The sequence below is a fragment of the Ruegeria sp. H7 genome (assembly GCF_056532945.1).
Genome location: NZ_JBQFNZ010000012.1, coordinates 20,652 through 37,460, shown reverse-complemented (window position 1 = coordinate 37,460; position 16,809 = coordinate 20,652). Strand labels below are relative to the sequence as shown.

Genomic DNA, 16,809 nt, shown 5'->3' with positions numbered 1-16,809 from the left:
GCGATACGACATTTTCCTGAAACGCAGTATCACCTCTGACGGCGTTTGCGTTCGACCTTGCGCTTGATCTTGTCCTTCTTGCGCTTGGTGCTGACCGCCTTGCGCCTTGCACCGCGTTTGGCGGGGCCGCGCCCGCGCGGCAGGGCCTGATCGTCGATGGACAGCAGTTCCAGTTCCAGCCCACCTGTCACCGGCGTCGCTTCGGTCAGTCGCACGGTGACGCGTTGGCCAATCGCGATGATCAGCCCGGTGTCCGAGCCCATCAGCGTTCCGGCTTCGCGGTCGAAATGAAAGAATTCACGCCCCAGCGAACGTACAGGCACCAGACCATCCGCGCCGGTTTCGTCCATCTTCACAAAGGCCCCGAAGCGCGCGATGCCGCTGATCCGACCCGAGAACTCATTGCCCACACGTTCGCTGAGATACGCGGCCAGATAGCGGTCGGTCGTGTCACGTTCCGCCATCATCGAACGCCGTTCCGTGTCCGAGATATGGGTGGCGGTTTCGTCGAGCCTTGCGATCTCATCCTCGGTCAGCCCGTCCTTGCCCCAGCCATGGGCCGAAATCAGCGCGCGGTGCACGATCAGGTCGGCATAGCGGCGAATGGGCGAGGTGAAATGCGCATAGTTGCGCAGCGCCAGCCCGAAATGGCCGAAATTCTCGGGGTTGTAATAGGCCTGCGCCATGGATCGCAGGGTGGTGAGGTTGATCAGTTCCGCATCCTCGGTCCCGGCAGCCGCATTCAGCAGCGTGTTCAGATGGCGGGTTTGCAGCACCTGACCCTTCGCCAGATTCAGACCAGCCGCCTGCGCCGTTTCCCGTAAGCTTGCCAGCTTTTCGGGCGCGGGTTCTTCGTGCACCCGGAACAGCAGCGGACGGCGCTTGGCGATCAGGGTCTCGGCGGCGGCGACATTGGCGAGGATCATGAACTCCTCGATCAGCTTATGCGCATCCAACCGGTCGCGGAACGCCACGCTGGTGACCTCGCCGGTGTCGGAGAGGACAATCTTGCGCTCGGGCAGGTCCAACTCCAACGGCTGCCGCACCGCCCGCGCCTTTTTCAGCACGGCATAGGCTGCATAGAGCGGTTTCAGCACCGTCTCCAGCAGTGGCCCGGTGCGGTCGTTGGGGGTGCCGTCAATGGCCTCCTGCACCTCGGCGTAATGCAGCGACGCAGCCGAGCGCATCAGGCCGCGCACGAAGCTGTGGCCGATCTTGTTGCCATCCGCGTCGATCTGCATCCGCACGGCGATACAGGCGCGCGGGACGCCTTCGTGCAGGGAACACAGATCGCCAGACAGACGATCCGGCAGCATTGGCACCACACGGTCGGGGAAATAGCTGGAATTGCCCCGCTTGCGCGCCTCGCGGTCCAGCGCGGTGCCGGGCTGCACATAGGCGGCGACATCGGCGATGGCGACCCAGACCACATACCCGCCGGGGTTCTTGGGGTCGTCATCGGCATGGGCATAGCAGGCGTCGTCATGATCGCGCGCGTCCGAGGGGTCGATGGTCAGCAGCGGCATGTCCCGCAGATCCTCGCGGCCCTTCAGGCCAGCGGGTTTGGCCTTGTCGGCCTCATCGATCACCTTATCGGGGAAATCGTCGGGGATGCCATGCTGATGGATCGCAATCAGTGAAACAGCCTTGGGGGCCGTAGGGTCGCCCAGCCGCTCGACGATCCGCGCACGGGGCAGGCCCATGCGGTTCTTGGGGCCGGCCTGTTCGGCTTCGACCAATTCGCCGTCCTTGGCCCCATGCACCGCACCTTCGGGCACCAGCCATTCGGTCGAACCGGCCTTGTCGATGGGCACGATCCGCCCGCCCTCGGCCCCTTTGCGGAAGATGCCGACGATCTTGCGCGGGTTGGTTCCGATGCGGCGGATCAGGCGCGCCTCGTAATTGTGGTCTTCCTCATGCACCACGGTCAGGCGGGCCAGAATGCGGTCGCCTTCGCCCAGCGCCGGATCGCTGGCGCGGGTGATCAGTAGCACGATGGGCTCGACCCCCTCGCCATGCCACTCCAGCGGGCGCGCAAACAGGTCGCCATCGGCATTGGGGGCCTTCACCTGCAACACGCTGACCGGTGGCAGGCGATCCGGGTCGCGATAGCTGCGCTTGCGCTTTTCCAGATGCCCCTCGGCCTCAAGTTCCTTGAGGATGCGTTTCAGGTCGATCCGATCCGCGCCCTTGATGCCAAAGGCCTTTGCGATATCGCGTTTCGAGGTCAGGGTGGGGTTCGCCGAGATCCAGTCCAGGACCTCCTGCTTGGTGGGGATGCGAGTCATGATCCCGGCCTAGCACGGGGACGCGACCGCGTCATGACCAAAAACATCAGCGATCGAGATCGGCCACCGTATCCACATCATGCAACTGGTCCAGCAGCGCCACCCGGCAACCGGGGACCGAGGCCAGCGTGTCCGCCAATGTGTGCTCGCTGGACCAGCGCACGTCGCGAAACAGCCCCGGCGGCAGCGCCCCATAGCGTTGCGCGCCGACCAGCCAATAGCCGCCATCAGGGGCCGGACCGAATACCATCTGCGCGCGCCCCAGCGCCCCGAACGCCCGCGCAATATGCCCACGCGAGATACCGGGAATATCCGCGCCTATCAGACATACCGGCCCTTTGGGCATCCCGCGCAGCATCCGCCCCATGCGGTCACCCAGATCACCCCGCCCCTGCGCCGCACGCGGCAGGTCAGCGGGCCAGATGCGGCTGGTCAGCCCCTCGCGATCCGGAGACACCGCCAGAACGATCTGCCAGCGCGGGTCCCGCAGCCGCCGGATCAGCGCCCGTGTCTGATGCCGGAACCACCACGCCGCGCCGACCATGCCGATATCGCGCCCCAGCCGCGTCTTGACGCGCCCCGGATGGGGCTCCTTGACCATGATGACCAGAGTGCGCTGCATGGCTTAGGCAAAATAATCCGTCAGAATGCGCGTATAGATCGCCTTGAGCTGTTCGATCTGGGCCACCTCGACGCATTCGTCCACCTGATGCATGGTGCGGCCCACCAGCCCGAACTCGACCACCGGGCAGTGGTTCTTGACGAACCGCGCGTCCGAGGTGCCGCCGGTCGTCGACATCTCAGGCTGCAAACCCGTCTCCGCCTCAACCGCCTGCGCCACCAAGTCGGACAAAGGACCGGGCGGGGTCAGAAAGCTTTCGCCCGAGATTTTGATTCTGGTCTCAACCTCAACGCCATTTTCTTCGGCCGCACGCGCGGCCTCAGCTTTCAGCCAGTCACTCAGGCCCGTGCCGGAATGCAGGTCGTTGAAGCGGATATTGACGGTGCCACGGCATTGCGCCGGGATGACATTTGTTGCGGGGTTGCCGGTGTCGATTGTGACCACGGCCAGCGTCGAGGCATCGAAATGGTCACTGCCTTGGTCCAGTTCATGACTGGCCAGACGGTCCATCAGCCGCGCCATCGCGGGCAGAGGGTTCTTCGCCCGGTGCGGATAGGCGGAATGGCCCTGTACGCCCGTCACGGTGAACCACGCGGTCATCGACCCGCGCCGCCCGATCTTCATCATCTCGCCCATTGTGTTCGGACAGGTGGGTTCGCCGACCAGACAAACGCTCATCCGTTCGCCGACCTGATCCATATGATCAAGCAGGGCGGTGGTGCCATCCAGCGCATCGGCCTCTTCATCGCCGGTTATGGTCAGGATGATCGCGCCATCCGGCGGCGTGTCGCGTACGAAATCCACGGCGGCAGCAGCAAAGGCGGCAACGCCAGATTTCATGTCCGTTGCGCCGCGCCCATACATCACCCCGCCCTGAACCTCGGCCCCGAAAGGTGGTTTGGTCCAGGCGGAGTCGTCGCCAACGGGAACCACATCGGTATGGCCGTTGAATCCAAATGTTCGTGCATGTCCTTTGGCCCCCCAACGGGCGAACAGGTTGCTGATCCCACCGCGATCCACTCGGGTGCATTCGAACCCTGCATCCGACAAAAGACCCTGTAACAGGACCAATGCACCGCCTTCGGCAGGTGTGACCGATGGGCAACGGATCAGGTCCGCCGTCAATTGAACTGGATCGGTCATTTAAGGGCCTCTTTGGTGGTGGTGCGCTCAGGTTCGTGCACAGATTCAACGAATTGGCCGGATTGCCAACCCCAATCCGCAATTTTCACAGTGACGAACACGCAACGTATCGACCTGAGACGCCAATAAATCATGGTGCTTTACCCCGGGACGTGCTTGCCGCCATGCACACATTCGCGTTACAGGGCCGCGAAACAGGTGAATTGACCATGAAGCGCGCATTCTACGCCCTGATCTGCCTGACTTTCGCCGTTCTCGCACAGCAAAGCCTGGCACAAACGCTGAATGTCACAACCGTGACCCGACCGCCGTTTTCCTATGTGGAGGACGAGGCCGAGACCGGATTCTCGATGGACCTGCTTGCGGCGCTGGCCGAGGCGCTGGACTGGGACTACACGGTATCCCGGGTCGAAGGTTTTTCGGACATGCTGGGCGCGGTTCGGGACGGGTCTGCGGATCTGGCGATTGCCAATATCTCGATCACCGCGATGCGCGAAACCCAGATGGATTTCAGCCAGCCGATCTTTGAGGCCGGATTGCAGATCATGGTGCCCTCGGACGCGGTGCGCAGGCCATCACTGCTGCAGGCCCTGCTGTCGACCGAGCTGTTCATTGCCATTGGCCTGGCCTTTGCCATCCTTCTGGGCGGCGGCATGCTGATGTGGGGGTTTGAGCGGCGCGCACAGCCCTATTTCGACCGCAAACTGAATGAGGCATGGTTCCCATCCTTCTGGTGGGCGCTGAATCTGGTGGTGAATGGCGGGTTTGAGGAACGGATGCCGCGCACGCCCTTCGGCCGGATTCTGGGCGTTGTGCTGGTCGTCTCGTCCCTGTTCATCGTGTCAGTCTTCACCGCCCGGATCACCAGCGTCATGACGGTGGACGCGATCACCGGCAATGTGAATTCGGTCAATGACCTCTACGGCAAGAATGTCGGCACCATCACGGGCTCGACCGCCGCCAGTTTCCTGACCCGACGCGAGATTGAATTCACCGGTTACACCGGGCTGGATCAAATGCTCGAAGCATTCAAGGCCGAAGATCTGGACGCGGTCGTGTTCGACGCGCCCATCCTGTCCTACTTCGCCGCCCATGAAGGTCGCCGCATTGCCAGCATGACCGGAGGCATCTTCCTGCGGGAGAACTATGGCATTGCCTTCCCGACCGGTTCGCCCCTTGTCGAAGAGGTCAATCAGGCGCTGTTGGCCCTGCGCGAAGACGGGACCTATGACGAGATTTACCGCAACTGGTTCGGGATGCAGAACTAAGGCAAGTCTGCTTTACGGCTGCGCGTCACCTTCGAAAAACGGCGTCATCTGCGCGACGATCACCGCATTCTCATCCAGCGCCCGCTGCATCAGGGCACGTTCGTCCGGATCAATGTCGTGGCCCTGCGCCTCGCGCTCGGCCAGCGTGCCATAGCCCGTGACATCCAGAGGCGCGGTATCTGCCTGTTTCAGGATCGCCACGGTTTCGCGCACCGCCTCGGCCTCATCCACGCCGCTGGCAAAGCACATCAGGGCCGCCCCGGTCGCCCCGTCAGGCAATCCGTCGCCGTCCTTGCGACCGATTTGGACCAACAGGGTATAGACTTGCTGACGCGAAGGTTTCTTTTGCTTTTCCATGCAACGGGCCATAGCCGCGCGCCCGCCTACGGTCAAGCAGCCGGGAATTGCGCGCGGGCATTCCGGCGTCCATAGTGCCAAAACACAGCCCGTTGCCAATTGCAGAGGACTTTCGATGCCCTATCCCGATTTTATTACAGCCTTCCCAAGCCTCGACATTCCCTTCCCCGAGGACGTGGTGCAAACCGCCGTCATCCGGTCTGATGCGGGCCTGGTGGCGTTCTTCACGTTCCTTAAGGATTTTGAACTGCCCGCACACTCGCACAAAGCGCAGTGGGGCACGATTATCGAGGGCGAGGTTGAATTGACCATCGGCGGCGAAACCAGAACATACGGTCCCGGCGACAGCTATTCGATCCCTTCGGGCGTCGAACATGGCGGCAAGATCAAGGCCGGTACGCGGGCCATTGATGTGTTTGAAGAACCGGATCGCTATCCGATCAAGGGATAGGCAGGCAACAAAAAAGGGCTGCGGCACGCGCCACAGCCCTTTTGCACGTAAGCGGACGCTTTAGTCCCGCAGCAACTCGTTGATGCCGGTTTTCGAGCGGGTCTTTTCGTCCACCCGCTTCACGATCACTGCGCAATACAGGCTGATGTTGTTCTTCGACGGCATCGAACCCGCCACAACAACCGAGTAGGGCGGCACTTCGCCATAGGTCACCTCGCCGGTTTCGCGGTCCACGATCTTGGTGGATTTGCCGATGAACACACCCATCCCCAGAACCGAGCCTTCGCGGACGATACAGCCCTCGACCACCTCGGACCGCGCGCCGATAAAGCAGTTGTCTTCGATGATGGTCGGACCGGCCTGCATCGGTTCCAGCACGCCGCCAATACCGACGCCACCCGACAGGTGCACGTTCTTACCGATCTGCGCGCAGGACCCGACGGTGGCCCAGGTGTCAACCATGGTGCCCTCGTCCACATAGGCACCCAGATTCACGAAGGACGGCATCAGCACCACGCCCGGCGCGACATAGGCCGATTTGCGGACCACGCAGTTCGGCACGGCGCGGAAGCCAGCGGCTTTCCACTGGTTCTCACCCCAACCGGCGAACTTGCTGTCCACCTTGTCCCACCAGCCACCGGCCTGCGGGCCGCCCGACTGGATTTCCATGTCCTTGATGCGGAAGCCCAGCAGAACCGCCTTCTTGGCCCACTGGTTCACATGCCAGTCGCCGCTTTCCAGCTTTTCGGCCACACGCAGCGATCCGCTGTCCAGTGCGTTCAGCGTATCCTCGATGGCTTCGCGCTGTTCGCCGGTGGTTGCGGGCGAGATGGTATCGCGGGCCTCCCATGCGGCTTCGATGGCGGCTTCCAGTTGCGCATTGGACATTGGGCGTCTCCCTAGAGAATCTGTTCGTGTCGGTGTGGCCTATACGCAAGCCGGACCCACGGCGCAATGCGACGAACGCGGGTCTTTTTGCGTCCAATCCGCGCTATCCTCAGCTTGAGCGGCGAATATGCCGGATCAGAATGGCCGTTGCCGCGCCCGTATCCTTGCGCTTCAGGGCCTGCACGATGGACAGGTGGTCCTTGTCCACACGCTGCGTCCATTTGGGGCGCCAATGGGCAAACAGATGCCGGGCGCTGGCGATGTGCAGGTCATCGATGGTGTGCAACAGGCGCGGCAAACCGCAGGGCGTCAGGATTGCACGGTGAAAGGCGCGATTGCGGGCCTCCCATTCCGGCATGGTTTCAGCGTCATCGCAGGCAATACGAGCCGCCTCGATCCGGTCCAGATCAGTGGGCGACATGTTCTGCGCCGCCTGCTGCAGGGCAAGCGGTTCCAGCGCCACGCGCATCTCGATCACTTCGCGTATTTCAGCGGGATCCAGAACCGAGACACGCATCCCCCGTCTGGGCTCGCTGTGGGCCAGCCCGTGCGCCTGAAGCCGCAGCAGCGCTTCGCGCACCGGCACGTGGCTGGTGTCAAAGGATTTGGCGATGTGGTCCTGACGCAATTTCTCACCGGCGCTTAAAGCCCCGGTGATGATCTGCTGGCGCAAGTTTTCATAAATTGTGTCGGCAATCGTGGCGTTCATAGATTATCGATAAAATCGTCAACGCCTGTCCACAAGCCGATAATTCACGCCGCAAACGGATCGGGGGCGATATTTCCACCGCAAACCAGAACCGCCACGCGTTCCCCCGGTTCCGGCTGATACGCACCCGACATCAGGGCTGCCAAGGCCGCTGCCCCTGCGGGTTCAACAAGGATGCGATGGGCCTGCCACAAGGCGCGTTGTGCGTCGGAAATCGCCTGATCCGAGACCAGAACCGAGGGCATCCCCTGCGCCAGATCAAAACAGATCGATCCAATCCGCCGCGCGCCCAGCGCGTTGGCCGCGATCCCGGAGACCGACACGTCCACCGGCTTACCCGCCTCTAAAGCCGCGTTTAGCGCGCAGGAGGTTTCCGGCTCAACCGCCACAACCTTGCGCGCGCCCTGAAACCACGCCAACGCCCCGGCAATCAGGCCGCCGCCGCCAACAGCGATCAGGACGGTATCAGCCTGCAAACCTTGCGCGTCCCATTCCGCAAAGCACGTCCCCTGCCCGGCCACAGTCGCTGGTGCGTCATAGGCGTGGATCTGCATCGCGCCGGTCTGTTCCTCATGCTCCTGCGCCATGGTCAGGGCATTGGCGTATTCACCCGGCACCACGCTCAGATCCGCGCCGATCTGTTCGATCAGGGCGATCTTGGACGGGCCGGCCAGTTCCGGCACGAAAATCTTGGCCGGATGGCCCAGCGCCCGCGCGGCATAGGCCGCCGCCGCCCCGTGATTGCCGCCCGAAGCCGCCACAACGCCCGCCTGCGGCACATCCGTGCTGAGCAGCGTGTTGAACGCCCCCCGCGCCTTGAAGCTGCCGGTGTGCTGCATATGCTCCAGCTTCATTTCAACCGAATAGCCGGGAATGTGGCTTTCCATCACCGGGGTCACCTGTGCATGTCCGTCGATCCGACTGGCTGCCGCCTGAATTTCCGTCTTCCAATCCATTCTTGTCTTTCCGTGACTGGCACTCTGCCCGCGAACCCTATAGCTGTTTGTCAAACACGCAAGCAGGGATCGATCAACGATGAGAGAAGACCGCCACAGCCCGTTCCGCGATGCGCAGACCGACCGCTCGACCGCGAGCGAGGTGCCGGATACGCCGCAGACGCGCTCACCCGCCTATCGCCTTGCCTTCGCCGATGAGGAATTTCTGTGCCGGGATGAGCTGCGCCCGGTGCGCCTGCAGCTGGAGCTGCTGAAACCCGAGATGATCATGAGCGAACGTCAGATCACCTCGACCATCGTCATGTTCGGCGGCGCGCGTATTCCGGAACCGTCGCAAAAGCACACGGCACGAACCGAAACGCTGGCCGGGCTGTCCGAGTATTATAACGAGGCACGCGAGTTTGCCCGGCTGATGACCGAGAAATCGAACGAGACAGGCTGCCGCGAGAATGTGATCGTCACCGGCGGTGGCCCCGGCGTGATGGAGGCCGGAAACCGGGGCGCGCAGGATGCAGGCGGCTGTTCCATCGGGTTGAACATCGTCTTGCCGCATGAACAGGCCCCGAACCTGTATGTGACGCCCGAGCTCAGCTTCAATTTCCACTATTTCGCGATCCGCAAGATGCATTTCCTGATGCGCGCCCGCGCCATCACCATCTTCCCCGGCGGCTTTGGCACCATGGATGAGTTGTTCGAATCCCTGACCCTGATCCAGACGGGCCGGATGGACCGCGTGCCTTTCCTGCTGTTCGGCCGCGAATTCTGGGAAAAGGTCATCAACTGGGAAGCCCTTGCCGATGCAGGCACCATCTCGGACGAAGATCTGGACCTGTTCCGCTTTGTCGATACCGCGCAAGAGGCGGTCGAGATCATCGAGAACTGGGAACCCGCCCCACCCCGCGACGCAATTCCGGGGCGCTGAGTCATGGCACCGAAGATCTCAGAAATGCTGCACCTGCGCGGCAACGCCCTGAACGCAGGTGAGCCGGTGGCCCTGCCGCTGACCCAAAGCAGCATGTATCACCTGCCGGGGCCAACAGATGGTCTGGCCACCTATGGCCGTGTGGACAATCCCACGTGGGTCCAATTGGAACATGTGCTGTCGCATCTGGAAGACGCGCCTTGCCTTAGCTTTCCGTCGGGCATGGCGGCGATCTCAGCGGCGCTGTTCGCGACCGTTCAGGCCGGATCGCGGCTGTTGATCCCTTCGGACGGCTATTACGTCACGCGTCTGCTGTCGGATCGGTTCCTCTCACGCCTCGGTGTTGAGGTCGAAGAACGCGCGACGACGGCTTTTGCCGAAGGTGGTTTTGCCGGGTTCGATGTGGTGTTTGTCGAAAGCCCCTCGAACCCCGGTCTGGACATGATCGACCTGAAAGCGGTTGCCGAACAGGTACGCGCCGCCGGTGGGGTGACCATCGCCGACAACACAACCCTGACACCGCTGGGCCAGCGCCCGTTGGATCTGGGCATCGACGTGGTTGTGTCATCCGACACCAAGGCGATGGGCGGGCATTCCGATATGCTGATGGGCCATGTGGCCAGCCGTAATTCGCAGATCATGGAACGGGTCGAGGAATGGCGGACGGTGTCCGGGTCAATCCCCGGCCCGCATGAGGCTTGGCTGCTGCATCGCGGGTTGGAAACTCTGGATGTGCGCTTTGACCGCATGTGCAACTCGGCGCAGGTGCTGGCGGAGCGGTTGGCGGAGCATCCGAAGGTGAAACAAGTTCGCTATCCGGGCCTGCCAGACGACCCCGCGCACGCCTTGGCGCAGGCTCAAACGGCGCGATTCGGGTTCCTGTTGTCCCTGACGTTGGGCAGCGAAGCGCAGGCCGAAGCCTTCATCAACACCTGCCCCTTGCTGCGCCCCGCAACCTCATTCGGAGGCGTTCACAGCTCGGCCGAGCGCCGCGCCCGCTGGGGCGATGACGTCGATCCAGCGTTCATCCGCCTCTCTGTTGGCTGCGAGCCAGTCGAGGAGCTGTGGCAAGCCATCGAGGCCAGCCTGAACGCGCTGTGATTACTTTTTAGGTTCGCGCAGTTCTTTGAACACATAGATCGGCAGCACGATACTGCCGATCAGCGCGCCCAGCCAGACCAGCAGCGTCGCCGCCAGCAGGTTCGAGATACCGCCAATGGTCAACCCAGCCGTGATCCAATCGGTCACCAGCAGGCCCACGAAGGTCACGATCAGCGCGATCCCGCCTTTCAGCGCGGGCGCTTTCTTTTCCCCAAGTTTCAGGATCAGCGGCTCGGCCACCACCTGAACCAGGGTGAAGACGATCACCACAACGATGAACGACAGCGGCTTGATCGAAAACCCGGACAGCAGCAGCACAGCCAACAACAACCCAAGAGCATTCCCGGCCAGCAGGGCCAGAGCGGATTTGATTCTGCGCGACATGGGGTGGCCTCCGTCAAGCGACATTTAAAAACATGCAGATGTTAACAGGTTTGCACGAAATGAAGAAGCAATTCAATCGTCTCTTCCTTTTGGGCCCTTGAAATCGCATGATAAAACGCAACCACCCTGTTCTGACCGAACTGTGAGAGAGGTGAGATGAGCGACGATCCCTATTCCGTCCTTGGTGTAGCAAAGGACGCAACTGCCGCCGAGATCAAGAAAGCCTATCGGCGCATCGCCAAGGAATGCCACCCGGACCTGAAACCCGGCGACGCAGAGGCCGAGGCCAAATTCAAAGCCGCCGCCGCAGCCTATGACCTGCTGAAAGACCCCGAAACGCGCGCACGCTATGACAACGGCGAAATTGACGCTTCGGGTCAGGAACGGCCGCAGCAGCAATACTACCGGGACTACGCCGAAGCAGCGGGCAACCCCTATCGCGGGCGTCAGGCGGATCCGGACGACATGTCCGACATCTTCGCCGAATTCATGCGGGGACGCGGCGGTTTCGGTGGCCAACGCACGCAGGAATTTCACGCGCCGGGGCACAATCTGAATTATACGCTCGAGATCGGATTTCTGGATGCCGTCTTTGGTGCCAGCCAAAAGCTGACCCTGCCGGATGGGGACCGGATCGAGGTCAAGATCCCCACCGGTATCACCGACGGCCAAACGATCCGCCTGCGGGGTAAGGGCGCTCCGGGCTATGGTGAAGGGCCGCCGGGCGATGCTTTGGTGACGGTCTCGGTCGCCAAACATCCGGTGTTTGACCGTCAGGGTGACGACATCCACATAACGTTGCCGATCACTATTGATGAGGCCATTCTGGGCGGCAAAATCCCGGCCCCCACCATAGATGGTGGCGTGAACGTCAATGTGCCCGCAGGCACGAGCAGCGGCAAAACCCTGCGGCTGCGCGGCAAAGGGGTGAAGAAACGCGGCTCATCTGACCGAGGTGATCAGCTGATCGAACTGACCATCGCAATGCCCGGTACGATTGATGAAGAATTGAAGACATTCATGGAGACCTGGCGCGACACGCACCGCTATGATCCGCGGAAAGGAATGCCGTCATGACCCTGACCGAAAAGGAACTGATCGAGACCATCTCGCGCCTTACATCGGACCGTCTGACCGAGTATCTGGCGGCCGAAATCGTGATCCCCGAACAATCGGATCAGGGGCTGGTCTATCACAGCATCGACGTCGCCCGGCTGGAACTGGCCTGCGAGCTGCACGAGCAATACGATATGGAAGCGGACGCGCTGTCGGTGATGATCTCTCTGATCGACCAGATGCACGGTTTGCGCGCGGAACTGCGCGAGGTGCTGAACGCGGTTCGAGCACAACCCGAACCCGTCCGCCAGCAATTGATCGAGGTTATCGGAACGGCTCGGTTCCGACGCGGCTAACGGGCGGACCCGCCGTCGCACCGTCAACAGGCGATGCGATTGCTATTCGCCGGTCTGATACTCTTCGGGCACATAAAAGGTGTAATCGCGCTCGGCGACCTGCTCGTGACAATCATGGCAATAGGCCACTGCATTGGCGCGGAATCCCATCGTGTCGCCAAACAAAGAGCCATCCGGCAGAACCATGATATAGCGCCAATCCGCCATGTCGGGATCTGTACCAGCGGCCAGTTTTTCCATCACGAACATCGCACCGGGAAAGATCTTCCCCTCATCCGTGACGGTCATGCTGTCCTTGGCCAGCACGGACCCCACCGGCAGAACCTCGCCTTCCTGCAAGGTCCCGTAATTATGCGCCATCCTGTTGGCATAGCTGTTCACGAACCGCTGCCCATGGGTGGCCGAGATATAGGGCGCATCGTTAAACAGCGGCCAGCTTTGGTAATTGCGCAGCAGATCCAGCTGTGCCGCCGCATAGCCACGCGCCATCCGCTTCGCCAAGGACTTGTAGACAGCGTTGGCCTCGTCCTTGCTCAACTCGGCGGGGTTTTCGATTGCGATATGGGCATCCTGTTCGTCGGCCTGCGTCTGGCCCACAAAAATCAGAAGCGAAGCCGAAATAATAAGAACGGTCTGAAATCTATTGCTGAAAACTGTATTCATAACTTGGCCTACCTGAAAAACAGTTCGCTTGCGCATCGGGACTTACATTAATCCACATAGCGAACATCAATCATCCTGCCAGAACCGGTCCGTCCACCTCACCGTTTCGTGCACAAAGGTGAGCCCCAAATCCGAAACCCGGGCAGGACAAACATAACAAATTTTGCATGCAAAAAACAGAAGCCGAAATGTTAAGATTTCATCTTCAACCGTCGGCTGAGCAGATGCCTTAGCTGTTCAACCCAGCCTCGGCCTCGATCTGTTTGCGCGACTTGCGGGCGCGTTCTGTGGCCGATTTCAACTGACCGCAGGCCGCCATGATATCCTCGCCCCGCGTCTTGCGGATCGGTGAGGCATATCCGGCCTGATAGATGATGTTCGCAAAGGCCCGGATACGGTTGTTCGAGCTGCGCTTGTAGGGCGCGCCGGGCCATTCGTTGAACGGGATCAGGTTGATCTTGGCCGGAATCTTGTGCCGCTTGATATGGTCGATCAGACGGTGCGCATCCTCGTCACTGTCATTCACGCCATCCAGCATCACATATTCGAACGTGATCCGTTCCGAGTTCGAGGCATTCGGATAGCTGGCCAGCGCCTGCAGCAATTCCTCGATGTTCCAGCGCTTGTTGATCGGCACCAGCACGTCGCGGGTCTCATCGGTGGTTGCATGGAACGAAATCGCCAGAAGGCAACCGATTTCCTCGGCCGTGCGTGCGATTTCAGGCACCACTCCGCTTGTCGACAGGGTGATCCGGCGGCGCGACAGGGAAATGCCTTCGGGGTCCATGGCGATCTTCATCGCATCACGGACATTTTCAAAATTATATAGCGGTTCACCCATGCCCATCAGAACGATGTTCGACAGCAGGCGCGTTTCGTCCTTGGGCGCGCCGGGGGTGGGCCATTCCTCAAGATCGTCGCGGGCCATCATCACCTGACCGACAATTTCCGCCGCCGTCAGATTGCGCACCAGTTTCTGCGTGCCGGTATGGCAAAAGGAACAGGTCAGCGTGCACCCGACCTGAGACGAGATACACAGCGTGCCGCGATCATCCTCGGGGATATAAACCACCTCGACCTCATGCCCGCCCGCGATGCGGCACAGATATTTGCGTGTGCCGTCCTCGGACACCTGACGGGTCACGACCTCGGGGATTTCTATCACGAAATGCTCGGCCAATTGCGCGCGATAGGCTTTGGCCAGATTGGTCATTTCACCAAAATCGCGCACGCCCCATTGATAGATCCACTGCCAGATCTGCCCGGTGCGCATCTTGGCCTGCTTTTCGGGTGTACCATGTTCGATCAGCACCTCGCGCAGCTGGTCGCGGGTCAGACCGACAAGGTTCACCTTCCCCTCGGGCAGTTTACGGGGGATGGTCATGACGTCTTGAGTGATCGGCGCTTTGGGCGACATGTGGCTGTCTCAACGGATTCTGGCTTGGGATGCGCCTCTATATAGGATCGCGCGCAAAGATCAAAAGGAATCGTCAATCCCGGTCTCCTGCTTTTTTTGACGCGCCCAGATACAGTTCGGCCGCACCGGGATGAGCGATGCGGCCGATTTCGTTTTCCGATACCGGATGAGCCGGTCAGAAGCTTGCAGGCAGGATGTTACAATCCGCTGCATCCAGGGTTTTCACCGGATCTTCCGGTCCACATTGCTCGCCGGACACCGGATAGGTGTCGCTTGATTTCTCACATGCGCTCAGCACCGCAGCGGCGGCGATCATAAGGGCGACAATGGACTTGTTCAGCATTCGAAAGCTCCTTTTTTTCCTCTGAACCGATTAGTTCAGAAAACGGAGTAACCTGCTTTGATACGGATCAAATTCGAATATGTACGTTACGTAAAGCGGGCGTATTTTGAGCCAAAAAGAAACCCCGCCGAAAGACGGGGTTACCTATATCTGAATTTAGAGTGGGTCAGTTGGTGCAACGCTTTTCGGCGTCTTCGATCGCTGCGGTAAAGCCCAGCAATGAAAATGTGTCCTTGGTCTGCGTTCCCCGCTCCGACCGTGCGGTTAGCACCGCCTCGGTGCCGCGCTTCATGGCGGTGACGATCTTGGCATCGTCGGCCGCTGTTGCGGGCCAGGCCCATTCGCCTTCGGTGAACAATTCGAACTCGCTGCCATCTACGTTCAGGTTCACGGTCGACCCTGCCGCAAACGGATAGCCACCGGTAAAGGTCACCTGACCTTTGACCTCGGCATTGGGGCGATAGAACACGAATAGCAGGATGTCGCTGCGACGGACCGAAACCACACGCCCGCCACGGGTATTCACCGTTTCTTTGGGGGCGGACACGCTCCAACATTCGGTGGGATCATCCTCGACAAAAACGCTCCAATCCGTTTTTGCCGCTACGCGATTTGTGCTTGTCGCCTGTTGAGCGATTGCAGTCGTGGCCATCCCCGCCACGCACAGGCCCGCGATCACGCGGACGAGCATTGATCCCATTTGTCCAGCCTCCTAGCTCGACCTTCTACCTCATACCCATCAGAATGCGTCGCGAACCCTGCCGGTTCGTCTTGGAAAAGTTGCGCATCCCGATGATTGCCGACATACACACACTAACGCAGGTTTCGCCACAGGCGAAAGGGCGATTGGCAGAATTTTGCGCATAAATCCGGAGGTCAAGATGACTCAGCCCATCCCGATGACAGAACTGTGGCGTGGTCCCCTGCTGGAAAGTCTGCATCTGGGTCATGCGGTGGTCTGTGACGATACCGGGCAGATCGTGCAAAGCTGGGGCGATCCAAATGCGGTGATCTATCCGCGATCCTCGGCCAAGATGATTCAGGCACTTCCCTTGATTACGTCGGGCGCTGCCGCGAAGTACGGATTGAACTCAGAGCATCTGGCGCTGGCTTGTGCTTCGCATAATGGCGCTGCGATCCACACTGAACGTGTAGCGGAGTGGCTGGATCATTTGGGTCTGGCAGAACCCGATCTACGCTGCGGCTCGCAGGAACCGGCGGATAAGGCCGCGCGCGACCGGCTGATTTTGGCCGACGATACGCCCTGCCAGATTCACAACAATTGCTCAGGTAAGCATTGCGGGTTTCTGACCCTTGGTCAGCATATGGGGGCCGGGCCGGAGTATCTTGAGATCGACCACCCGGTGCAGCAAGCCTGCCTGTCAGCAATTGAGGAGACAACCGGCGAAACCAGCCCCGGTTATGGGATCGACGGATGCTCGGCCCCGAACTTCGCGACCTCATTGGTGGGGCTGGCGCGGTCAATGGCGTGGTTCGCCTCGGCCGCGGACCGGTCCGACCGATCCAGCGATGCGGCGCAGCAGTTGACCGCCGCGATGATCAAACATCCCGAACTGGTCGCGGGCGAAACCCGCGCCTGCACGGAACTGATGCGCGCCATGGAGGGGCGTGCGGCGATCAAAACCGGGGCCGAAGCTGTATTCGTGGCCATCCTGCCGGAAAAACGCATGGGTGTGGCGCTGAAAATCACCGACGGAACCACCCGCGCCAGCGAATGCGCCATTGCCGCCTTATTGGTCAGCCTTGGCGTGCTGGAGGCCGACCACCCGGCCACCAGAAAATTCATGAACGCTACGCAATACAGCCGCCGAGGGCTGGAATGCGGCGTGATCAGACCCGCACCGGGTTTTCCCGGCTAGGCCCG

The 16,809-nt window shown here is 60.9% G+C and carries 19 protein-coding genes; 7 read left to right on the top strand and 12 right to left on the bottom strand.

Translation table 11 applies throughout. The annotated features are described in order from the left end of the window. Positions 1 to 29 precede the first annotated feature (29 nt). From rnr to dapE, 3 genes are read right to left on the bottom strand one after another with little or no spacing between them, the layout of a single operon-like run. The gene (gene rnr / locus ACR0AC_RS19725) at positions 30 to 2,288 is read right to left on the bottom strand and encodes a ribonuclease R (RefSeq protein WP_480875569.1); all 2,259 of its coding nucleotides are present in this window, start codon (positions 2,286 to 2,288) and stop codon (positions 30 to 32) included. Between the two features lie 46 nt (positions 2,289 to 2,334). Further along, positions 2,335 to 2,910, bottom strand: a complete 576-nt coding sequence (locus ACR0AC_RS19720; protein WP_170455319.1) for a TIGR04282 family arsenosugar biosynthesis glycosyltransferase — start codon at positions 2,908 to 2,910, stop codon at positions 2,335 to 2,337. A gap of 3 nt (positions 2,911 to 2,913) precedes the next feature. Then, positions 2,914 to 4,053: a succinyl-diaminopimelate desuccinylase gene (gene dapE, locus ACR0AC_RS19715; RefSeq protein WP_480875566.1), complete on the bottom strand. Its 1,140-nt coding sequence runs from the start codon at positions 4,051 to 4,053 to the stop codon at positions 2,914 to 2,916. A 209-nt stretch (positions 4,054 to 4,262) separates the two neighbouring features. On the opposite strand from dapE, the gene ACR0AC_RS19710 reads away from it, so the two are divergent. Next, on the top strand, positions 4,263 to 5,321 hold the full coding sequence (locus tag ACR0AC_RS19710) for a transporter substrate-binding domain-containing protein (RefSeq protein WP_170455322.1): 1,059 nt from the start codon (positions 4,263 to 4,265) through the stop codon (positions 5,319 to 5,321). 12 nt (positions 5,322 to 5,333) lie between these two features. Here ACR0AC_RS19710 and ACR0AC_RS19705 read toward each other — a convergent pair whose 3' ends face one another. After that, on the bottom strand, positions 5,334 to 5,678 hold the full coding sequence (locus ACR0AC_RS19705; RefSeq protein ID WP_170455325.1) for a hypothetical protein: 345 nt from the start codon (positions 5,676 to 5,678) through the stop codon (positions 5,334 to 5,336). 115 nt (positions 5,679 to 5,793) lie between these two features. On the opposite strand from ACR0AC_RS19705, the gene ACR0AC_RS19700 reads away from it, so the two are divergent. Continuing rightward, on the top strand, positions 5,794 to 6,129 hold the full coding sequence (locus ACR0AC_RS19700) for a cupin domain-containing protein (RefSeq protein WP_170455327.1): 336 nt from the start codon (positions 5,794 to 5,796) through the stop codon (positions 6,127 to 6,129). A gap of 60 nt (positions 6,130 to 6,189) precedes the next feature. On the opposite strand, the gene dapD is transcribed toward ACR0AC_RS19700, so the two are convergent. The 3 genes from dapD to ACR0AC_RS19685 form a co-directional block, all read right to left on the bottom strand. Further along, on the bottom strand, positions 6,190 to 7,017 hold the full coding sequence (gene dapD / locus ACR0AC_RS19695; RefSeq protein ID WP_170455329.1) for a 2,3,4,5-tetrahydropyridine-2,6-dicarboxylate N-succinyltransferase: 828 nt from the start codon (positions 7,015 to 7,017) through the stop codon (positions 6,190 to 6,192). 109 nt (positions 7,018 to 7,126) lie between these two features. Then, positions 7,127 to 7,726: a GntR family transcriptional regulator gene (locus ACR0AC_RS19690; protein WP_480875561.1), complete on the bottom strand. Its 600-nt coding sequence runs from the start codon at positions 7,724 to 7,726 to the stop codon at positions 7,127 to 7,129. Positions 7,727 to 7,770: 44 nt separating this feature from the next. Then, positions 7,771 to 8,682, bottom strand: coding sequence for a threonine/serine dehydratase (locus ACR0AC_RS19685; protein ID WP_480875559.1), 912 nt, complete (start codon positions 8,680 to 8,682; stop codon positions 7,771 to 7,773). A 79-nt stretch (positions 8,683 to 8,761) separates the two neighbouring features. Here ACR0AC_RS19685 and ACR0AC_RS19680 point away from each other — a divergent pair, with 79 nt between their 5' ends. Beyond that, positions 8,762 to 9,604 (top strand): LOG family protein, encoded by an 843-nt coding sequence (locus ACR0AC_RS19680; RefSeq protein WP_480875556.1) that lies wholly within the window; start codon positions 8,762 to 8,764, stop codon positions 9,602 to 9,604. A gap of 3 nt (positions 9,605 to 9,607) precedes the next feature. Further along, positions 9,608 to 10,705: a cystathionine gamma-lyase gene (locus tag ACR0AC_RS19675; RefSeq protein WP_480875554.1), complete on the top strand. Its 1,098-nt coding sequence runs from the start codon at positions 9,608 to 9,610 to the stop codon at positions 10,703 to 10,705. Here ACR0AC_RS19675 and ACR0AC_RS19670 read toward each other — a convergent pair whose 3' ends face one another. After that, complete coding sequence (locus ACR0AC_RS19670; RefSeq protein WP_170624665.1) at positions 10,706 to 11,089, bottom strand: phage holin family protein; 384 nt, start codon at positions 11,087 to 11,089, stop codon at positions 10,706 to 10,708. It abuts the gene before it with no gap. A 156-nt stretch (positions 11,090 to 11,245) separates the two neighbouring features. On the opposite strand from ACR0AC_RS19670, the gene ACR0AC_RS19665 reads away from it, so the two are divergent. Together ACR0AC_RS19665 and ACR0AC_RS19660 are read left to right on the top strand one after the other, a co-directional pair. Then, on the top strand, positions 11,246 to 12,166 hold the full coding sequence (locus ACR0AC_RS19665; protein ID WP_170455341.1) for a DnaJ C-terminal domain-containing protein: 921 nt from the start codon (positions 11,246 to 11,248) through the stop codon (positions 12,164 to 12,166). Next, positions 12,163 to 12,501 (top strand): hypothetical protein, encoded by a 339-nt coding sequence (locus ACR0AC_RS19660; RefSeq protein ID WP_170455343.1) that lies wholly within the window; start codon positions 12,163 to 12,165, stop codon positions 12,499 to 12,501. Before ACR0AC_RS19665 ends, ACR0AC_RS19660 begins: the two co-directional genes overlap by 4 nt. A 42-nt stretch (positions 12,502 to 12,543) precedes the next feature. Here the strand turns inward: ACR0AC_RS19660 and ACR0AC_RS19655 are convergent, their stop codons facing one another. The 4 genes from ACR0AC_RS19655 to ACR0AC_RS19640 form a co-directional block, all read right to left on the bottom strand. Continuing rightward, positions 12,544 to 13,164, bottom strand: a complete 621-nt coding sequence (locus ACR0AC_RS19655; protein ID WP_170455345.1) for a cytochrome P460 family protein — start codon at positions 13,162 to 13,164, stop codon at positions 12,544 to 12,546. A 229-nt stretch (positions 13,165 to 13,393) separates the two neighbouring features. Then, a complete protein-coding gene (gene rlmN, locus ACR0AC_RS19650) occupies positions 13,394 to 14,581 on the bottom strand; it encodes a dual-specificity RNA methyltransferase RlmN (protein WP_170624667.1) in 1,188 nt (395 codons plus the stop codon). A gap of 175 nt (positions 14,582 to 14,756) precedes the next feature. Further along, the gene (locus ACR0AC_RS19645; protein WP_170455349.1) at positions 14,757 to 14,924 is read right to left on the bottom strand and encodes a hypothetical protein; all 168 of its coding nucleotides are present in this window, start codon (positions 14,922 to 14,924) and stop codon (positions 14,757 to 14,759) included. Between the two features lie 166 nt (positions 14,925 to 15,090). Continuing rightward, positions 15,091 to 15,624: an invasion associated locus B family protein gene (locus tag ACR0AC_RS19640; protein ID WP_170455351.1), complete on the bottom strand. Its 534-nt coding sequence runs from the start codon at positions 15,622 to 15,624 to the stop codon at positions 15,091 to 15,093. A gap of 181 nt (positions 15,625 to 15,805) precedes the next feature. Here ACR0AC_RS19640 and ACR0AC_RS19635 point away from each other — a divergent pair, with 181 nt between their 5' ends. Continuing rightward, positions 15,806 to 16,804: an asparaginase gene (locus tag ACR0AC_RS19635; RefSeq protein ID WP_480875548.1), complete on the top strand. Its 999-nt coding sequence runs from the start codon at positions 15,806 to 15,808 to the stop codon at positions 16,802 to 16,804. The last annotated feature ends 5 nt before the right edge of the window (positions 16,805 to 16,809 follow it).